This is a genomic window from Bartonella sp. AA97HXZ, assembly GCF_042196985.1.
Taxonomy (GTDB): Bacteria; Pseudomonadota; Alphaproteobacteria; order Rhizobiales; family Rhizobiaceae; genus Bartonella.
Genome location: NZ_JBHIRC010000005.1, coordinates 118,514 through 126,758 on the forward strand (window position 1 = coordinate 118,514; position 8,245 = coordinate 126,758).

Sequence of the window (8,245 nt, forward strand, 5' to 3'; positions counted from 1 at the left end):
ATATCAGATATTTTTTCTGCCAAATTCATGATTTTTAAAGCAAGGTGTGGTGTGAAAACTTTAAGAAAGATTTCTCGTTTTTTCAGCTTTAAGGAGATTTCTATATAAGTTTTAATGTTTATCATACCGGTTGTCTGTCTTTAGGTATTTTTTTCAATTTAGCTAAAAAGAGTATGAAATGATAGCCTACAAATAGGGCTAAAGCTCTGGAAAAGATTTTCTAGAAAGTTAAGCAGAAGCGTAAATATGTCAAAAAGGAATAAATTCCTAAATTAAAAACAAAGAGCAAGCGTGATGAAATTACATGTAATTTTGTTGCAGTCCATAGGGTAGTGGAGATCTTGTTTTGTGCGGTACAAGCATTCTTTACAATGATGAAAAAACAATCAAAGAGCTATTCACATTTGGTTATGCGAAGGATGAAGCTAAAAACGTTGTTTGTATGAATTTAAATGGAACAGTTAGATTAAGCTGTTCTCAATATTGTAACGGTCTTCAATATTCAATATTGAGAGTATTAATAGGAGGCATGTTAGCTTTTAAATAGTTTTATTTATTCACACACTTGCTTGTTTGTGAGGTGCAGAGGGATGGTTTTGGTTTCTTTAATATAAAAAGGCTTAAGATAAGAGCATCGTCAATATTGCAGACGAATTAATATAAAGATATTTTTTCATTATAAATCAATATATTATATTTTTATGTCAATAGCACACGCTTTACACGGAGGGTACTGTGGCGCAGTTTTTTTATCAAAATGATAAAGGAGAGAAAACGTGAGGAAAAGAGATCATTTGTGCATGGGCATAGTTTTATTCTCATTATTACAGATCAAGCAATTAAGGGTACTTTGATTGGCTTTTTGTTTTTTTTTATAAGTGTATCATTTTTGCTACAGATATCTGAAGATGGGGCTCTATATGAAACGGTGTGTTCAAATAAATATTCAGCTATGGAGAGAAAATATGAATATGAAATGGTTAATAACAGCTTCTGCTTTCGCTTTTGTTTCAGCTTCAGCAGCACAAGCAGCAGATGTTATTGTTCCCCCAAGACCAACACCTGTTGCTCCCGTTATTGTTGCTCCAACTTTTTCTTGGACAGGTTTTTATGTTGGGGGCCAGATTGGTGGTTTTTCGGGTAAAACGAAAATGGATATTCTCAGTAATGGAAACAAGATCCCAGCGCCTGATGACCTTTTGCCTAAACTATCTGGTTTCATGGGTGGTCTTTATGCAGGTTCCAACGTTGATCTTGGTAATGGCCTTATTCTAGGTGTTGATACAGATATCATGTGGTCTAATAAAGATGACACGAAGACAGGAAAAACATATGTCATTGCCCCAGAACACATCAATTATATTAACAAGGTATTAAAAGACGCTGCAATTAATATTGGTAAAGATGCGCTTAAACCTGGTGCTAAACGAACCCACAGTTTCACTTTTAAAGAAAAGTGGGCTGGTGCAACGCGCGTGCGTATTGGTTTTGCAGCTGAACGCATTATGCCTTATGTTGCTGGTGGTATCGCTTATACACAGCTTCAAGATAGTGCGTTGATTTCAATAACAGATAAAGATTCAGACAAAGTAATCGCTTCTGGTACTCTGTCTGATGAAACAAAGACCCTTGTTGGTTACACGCTTGGTGCTGGTGTTGATTTAGCAATGACCAATAATATTATTGTACGTGCGGAATATCGTTACTCAGATTTTGGGAAAAAGAAATTCTCAAATGATAAATATGAGACTTCTTACAAAACCAATGATTTCCGTGTTGGTGTTGCTTACAAATTTTAACAGATGATAAGTTAAATAACAGAGGCTCTGTCTTTGACAGAGCCTCTGTTATTTTCTGTTGCCATATTATCACACAATACATAATTTATTGTGGATGTGAAAAGATATTATTCAGATTTTCTTAAAAAAAATCATAGACAATAAACAAGAATTACATTTAAAAACCAATAAGTTATTTATATATATATCTTTAGGTTTCTCGTACAAAATCAAGCTATGAAGCGATTTTGTCTGGGATGTGCCCTCCATTTTCTGTGACTGTATCATTTTTACTACAGCTTTTCTTTCTGTAATCTTGTAGCACTGTGCTCATAAATAAATTAGGAGCAAAGTTTATGAATATAAAATCTTTAGTAACAACTTCTGTTATCGCTATAGCGGCAGCTTCTGCAGCACAAGCTGCTGATGTTGTCATCCCTCGTGAAACAGCCCCAGCAGTCATCTCAGCAGCCCCTGCCTATTCTTGGACAGGTTTTTATCTTGGTGCTCAGATTGGTGGTCGTTCAATGAAATCTGACAACTTTTCAAACGATTTTAAGTTTTCTGGTATGATCGGTGGTCTATACACAGGTTACAATATTGATCTCGGCAGTGGTGTAGTCTTTGGCTTGGATACAGATGTCTCTTTTGTTGGTAAAAAAGACACAGTTAATTACGGTGAACATACGGTTGGAGGAGTATTCAATAAAACTGCTGAAGATATTACTAAAATCCTTACAGAAGCTAAGATTCCAGTGAAAGATGGTCTAAAAGTTGCATCTGGAGATGCATACACCGAAAGTGTTACTCTGAAAGAAAAGTGGTCTGGTGCTACACGCGTTCGCATTGGTTTTGCTGCTGATCGTATCATGCCTTATATCGCTGGTGGTGTTGCTTATACGCAAATACAAGGAATTTCCGCAATTGAAGTGAAAAAAGCTGTTGATACTTCTGCTAATCCTTCTGCTGATTCTGGTAAATTGGTTGCTTCTGGTAACGTATATGATGAAACAAAGACCCTTGTTGGTTTCACCCTTGGTGCTGGTGTTGACTTCGCAATGACAGACAATGTTCTGTTGCGTGCAGAATACCGTTACTCAGACTACGGTAAAAAGAAATACTTTAAAGACACAGCTGAACTTCAATACAGAGTCAATGATTTCCGTGTTGGCGTTGCATATAAATTCTAATTTCGTAAAAAACGAAATAAACTTCCAAGAGGCTCTGTCTTTGACAGGGCCTCTATTATTTTCTGTTGTTATATTATCACATACCCTATATTTATTAGGGGAATAAAAGATATTATTTAGATTTTCTTAAAAAGATTTTTATAAATGACAGATAACAATTATGCCATAAAATCAATAATTTACACATACTTGTAACTTACAATTTCTTATGAAACGTGAAGTTATGAAATGACTTTATCTTGCGTCAGCTTTCGTTTCCTATGATTGTATCATTTTACTACAGCGTTTTTTTGTAGTCGTATAATACTGTGCTCGTAAATAAATGAGGAGCAAAGTTTACGAATATAAAATCTTTAGTAACAACTTTTGTTATCGCTATGACTACAGCTTCTGCGGCACAAGCTGCTGATATTGTCATTCCTCGTAAAACAGCTCCAACAGTTATCACAGCTCTTTCGTTTTCTTAGACAGGTTTTTATCTTGGTAGTTAAGTTGGCAACTTTTCAAGTCAAAGTTTATGTATTTGATTTTGAGACAAAAGAAAAAACTTCAGATAAAGATGCACTACCTATGCCTTCCGGTTTCATCGGTGGTATTTATTTAGGTTCCAACGTAGATCTTGGAAATGTTCTCATTCTAGGTGTTGAAACCGATGCAGTCTGGGCAGACCGAGGAGAGACGAAGACGGTCTCAAAGATTCTTGTGGTTGATGAATTTAATGATTTTAATGATGAATTTGAAGATGCTGGTGTTGCATTGCTGGTGTTACATTGGATGAAAATAAAAAGTTTCAAAAGGGTGACACAGCAGTGTATCGCATTGGTTTCAAAGAAAAAAGGTCTGGTGCAACACGGGTTTGTGTTGGTTTTTCTGTCGCTGACAGTATTATGCCTTATCTTGCGATGGTATTGCTTATGCGCAAATACAAGGTGTTGGTAAAGTTTCAGGAACAAAAAAGTTGGCAAATGGGTAAGCCAAGTAAAGAGTTTCTGCTACAGTATTTAATAAAACAAAAACGATGGAGGGTTTTATCCTTGGTGGTGGTATAGATTTCGCGATGACAGATCATATTCTGCTTCGTGCGGAATACTGTTACTCAGACTTTGGTAAGAAGGAATTTAAAAAGGATTATCTTAAACTAGGCTACACAACCAATGACTTTCGTGTAAGTATCGCTTACAAGTTCTAATTTCATCAAAAGTGCAATTATGAATAAAAAAGTATTAATAAAAAGTTAAATTTTCAAGAGATCTTGACTTTTACAAAACCGCTGTTTTCTAGGGTTTATTTGTGTGATTGTGATATTTTTACTACAGCTTTTCTATCTGTAATCTTGTAAGGTCGTTTGATAGTTAATTTAGGAGCAAAATTATGAATACAAAATCTTTAATAGCAACTTCTATTGCCGCTTTAATTTCAGCTTCTGCAGCACAAGCTGCTGATATTATCATCCCTCGTGAAACAGCCCCAGCAGTTATCGCAGCAGCCCCTTCGTTTTCTTGGACAGGCTTTTATCTTGGTGGTCAAGTTGGTAACTTTTCGAGTAAAACTAAAGTAACTATTCCAGGAGAAGATAAAGAACTTTTCAAAAAAGATAACACACCTAGTCCTTCTGGTTTCATGGGTGGTATTTATGCCGGATCTAACGTAGACCTTGGAAATGGTCTCATTCTCGGTGTTGAAACCGATGCAGTTTGGGCAGACCGTGAAGAATCAAAAACAGCCCGTGAATTGACTCTTACTGAAAAAAATGCAGCAGATTTTAATGCTGCCCTTGAAAAAGCTAAGGTTGAATTAAAAGGTCAGCAACAGTTTGAAAAAGGCGACAAGGTAACGGAAAAGCACAGTTACAAAGAAAAATGGTCTGGTGCTACACGCGTTCGTATCGGTTTTGCTGCTGTTGACCGCATTATGCCTTATGTTGCTGGTGGTATTGCCTATGCGCAGGTACAGGGTATTCAATCAGTTACAGGAAAAGGAGAGAGAGTTAAAGTTGAACAGAAAGCTGGTGTGGTTGAAAACCCATCAGTTAAGCAAAATGTAGATTTGACTGGTGGTACTTGGGCTGATGACACGAAGACAATGGTTGGTTTCACTATTGGCGGCGGTGTTGACTTTGCAATGACCGACAACGTTCTTTTACGTGCAGAATACCGTTACTCCGATTTTGGTAAAAAGAAATTCGCCAACGATACACGTGAATTCAACTACAAAACCAATGACTTCCGTGTAGGTGTCGCTTACAAATTCTAATTTCGTAAAAATGAAATTATCAGCACAAAAAATACTAAGGCCTCGTTTAACGGGGCCTTTATTTTATTATCTCTCTATTTTATTCCTCTTAATCTCTTCATTTTTAATGGGATCATACTCCTCATGCAAAACAGAACGCCCTAAACGGAATACACTTGTTGTTGTGTATTCACACATTTTTTTTAAATAAATATTTTTCAAAGTACATCAAGCCCACTTATGTCTCTGGAAAAGATTTGAATATTTTAGGCTCTGATGTTCAAGCAACGGATAAACTCCTCTTGCAAGCTGAGAGGAATGTTTCGATTGATGCCACACGCAACAGTGCCAATAGCCATCGCGGGGATCAAACATCTCATGTCGCGGTGCACAATGGCTCTCATCTAAGTTCTGGAAAAGAGACCACTGTTCTATCGGGTGGCGATATCCATATTGCTGCTTCCAATATAGATGCCAAGGGTAATGTTGCTCTTGGCGCCCAAGGGGAGGTAACAATAGGGGTAAGAAACGATGAGATGGAGTATCATCTTCAGGGCAAAAACACGAAAGTGGACATGCAAGCCTCTCATGCCGTTGGCTCTTCGATAAAATCTGGAGGTGATACCACTGTCATTGCAGGACAGGATGGCAAACCGCATGACCTTAGCATCACAGGCAGTTCCATTGCGGCTGAGGGCAAGGTAGGGCTGAAAGCCAGCAACGATGTCCTGATCAATAATGCAGAGGATAGCTCACACCGTGAGATATCTAGCTATACAGATGGCGGTTTTTTTGGGGGAAGTTCATCCTATTATAAAACTTTTGGAGCCACCCAAGTAGTAGGTTCAAGTATAGCAGGAGAAAAAGGCATTGCCATTGCCTCAGGCAACAACACGGAAGTTGTAGCCTCGACGCTCATAGCCGGTAAGGCAGAGGAAACGTCAGAAGAGAAAGCACTGGGAGATCAAAAACAAGCGGATATTACCATTCATTCTGGGGGAAAGATTGTCATAAAAGGCGCCCAAGAACACTTGGACCAGCAAGCACAATCGTCATCAAGTGGCTTTTTGCATGAGGAATCGTCCGATACATCTCAATCGCATACCACAACGGTCTCCTCTATCCTTGGGGCAACGGGAAACATTATCACGCAATCAGACAAAGAGACCACAATCACTGCTTCTCATCTGCTTTCCGGTCAAGATATCAATGTGAGTGGAGAAAGTGTGACGATTGATGGCATGACAGATCACCATAAAAGCCATTCAGAGGAGCATGAAAAGTCTTTTGCTGGTGTGACAGGCTCTGTCAATGTGGGCATTCTTGGTACAGTAAAAGATGTAAAGGATGCAGTCAAACGTTTTGGTCATGGGGATACAAAACACAAAATCGGTAATGGTCTTATTGCTGGTCTAAAAGGCTATGATCTCTATAGCAAAGGCAAAGGTCTTTATAATGAGATGAAGGGTGGAAACCTTAAACAGTCTATTCGTGATATTGTTGATGTTTCTGCTAGCGTAACCGTGGGCTTTAAGACAGAGAAGGCAGAAGCCTCTGTTCAGACTTCTACCGCGGTAACAGGTACAATAGAAGCAGGACGCGCTGTTAATATGCAAGCCCACAAAGGTAGCATCCATGGTGTTGGAGCCGATATTATTGCTGGTACAAACCCGATGCAAAGCAATGATGAACAGAGCGGGAATATCACCATGGGAGCAGGTAAAGATATCATCTTTGAAAGTGCGCAAAATACGCAAAGCACAGAAAACCACACGCAAAGCGCTTCAATGAATGTTGGGTATAGTTATGGTACCGGTGGTACAGGGTGGATGGGGAATGCTTCTTTTGGTAAAGGCAAGGGTTCCAGTGAGGAGGTTCACCAGAAGAACAGCCATATTATTGGCACCGGCACAGTTCACACAACGAGTGGTGCAAACACCACATTGGCAGGCGCCGTGGTTTCTGGAGAGCGTGTAGAAATGGAAGTAGGGGGTGATTTTGCCATTACCAGCCGCAGTGATACGGGACACAGTTCCAGCAAGCAAAACTCTGTTTCCATTGGGTATAATAGCCGAGAAAAGGATGGTACAGCCACAACCAATATTTCCTTGAACAAGGATAAATCCTCTAGTGATTATCATAGTGTTGTGGAGCAATCAGGCATCAAAGCGGGTGATGGTGGTTTTAAGATCAACGTTAAAGATAAAACAACGCTGACCGGAGGTATTATTGAAAGCACCGCGCCGGCAGAAAAAAACAGCCTGACCACAGGAAGCATTAGTACCAGTGATATCAGCAACAGTGCGCATGCGCAAGCCAGCAGTCAAGGTTTAAGCATTTCAGCGGGTGGTCCGATGTATCAGGGCAAATATGGTGTCGGGAAAAACATTGCTAAAAATGTCTTAGATCATTCAAAAGCTAAAGATTCAGAGGAAGGATATACCAAATCCGCTATCAGCAATGGCACTATCGTCATTACTGATGAAGCAGGGCAGAAGGCATTAACAGGGCAAGATGTTGAGCAAGCCATAGCCCTCCCTTAATCGGGATACTGCTAGCGCCCATAAGGGTGTACAACAGCTCGATGTAGGCAAGCTGGAACAAATCGTCCATGAAAACCGTGAAATGGCAACTCAACTCTTAGAAGAAGGATTTAAATACAGCGATGACTCCTATAAAACCATGTTTATCAAAGAGCACCCCATCGCCGTGGTGGATCGTGATGAACAGGGCAATATACTCTATGAAATAGATGCAAATGGACAGTATATCAAAGACGCTCGTGGACAACCAATACCTCACGCACATTATTAAACGGATGAAGAAAAGCAGCATTTACAAGAGGGTGCTGATGGCAAGGTGCATGTGTCCTTTAATGGCATCTTTACTCCACCAGAGGAAGCCGTTGTTTATGCGGTTCAACATGCGAAGGATAAAAATGAACCGCTTTATTTTGTTGTGTTCCCAGAAGCCGATTCTGCTATCTCAGAACTTCTAGTCGCGGGCTATCAGAAGTTTATGGAAAATAACTTTTGGGGTTTGACC

General features: G+C 39.3%; 3 protein-coding genes and 2 pseudogenes. All 5 read left to right on the forward strand.

Annotated elements, in window-relative coordinates; genetic code table 11:
• Positions 1–965: 965 nt before the first annotated feature.
• A complete protein-coding gene (locus ACFINE_RS04595) occupies positions 966–1,799 on the forward strand; it encodes an outer membrane protein (RefSeq protein WP_375621215.1) in 834 nt (277 codons plus the stop codon).
• Between the two features lie 335 nt (positions 1,800–2,134).
• Complete coding sequence (locus tag ACFINE_RS04600) at positions 2,135–2,968, forward strand: outer membrane protein (RefSeq protein WP_375621216.1); 834 nt, start codon at positions 2,135–2,137, stop codon at positions 2,966–2,968.
• A 377-nt stretch (positions 2,969–3,345) separates the two neighbouring features.
• Positions 3,346–4,157, forward strand: a pseudogene (locus ACFINE_RS04605) (porin).
• A gap of 182 nt (positions 4,158–4,339) precedes the next feature.
• Positions 4,340–5,221, forward strand: a complete 882-nt coding sequence (locus ACFINE_RS04610) for an outer membrane protein (RefSeq protein WP_375621217.1) — start codon at positions 4,340–4,342, stop codon at positions 5,219–5,221.
• A 215-nt stretch (positions 5,222–5,436) separates the two neighbouring features.
• A pseudogene (locus tag ACFINE_RS04615) lies at positions 5,437–8,245 on the forward strand (hemagglutinin repeat-containing protein); the annotation flags it as partial.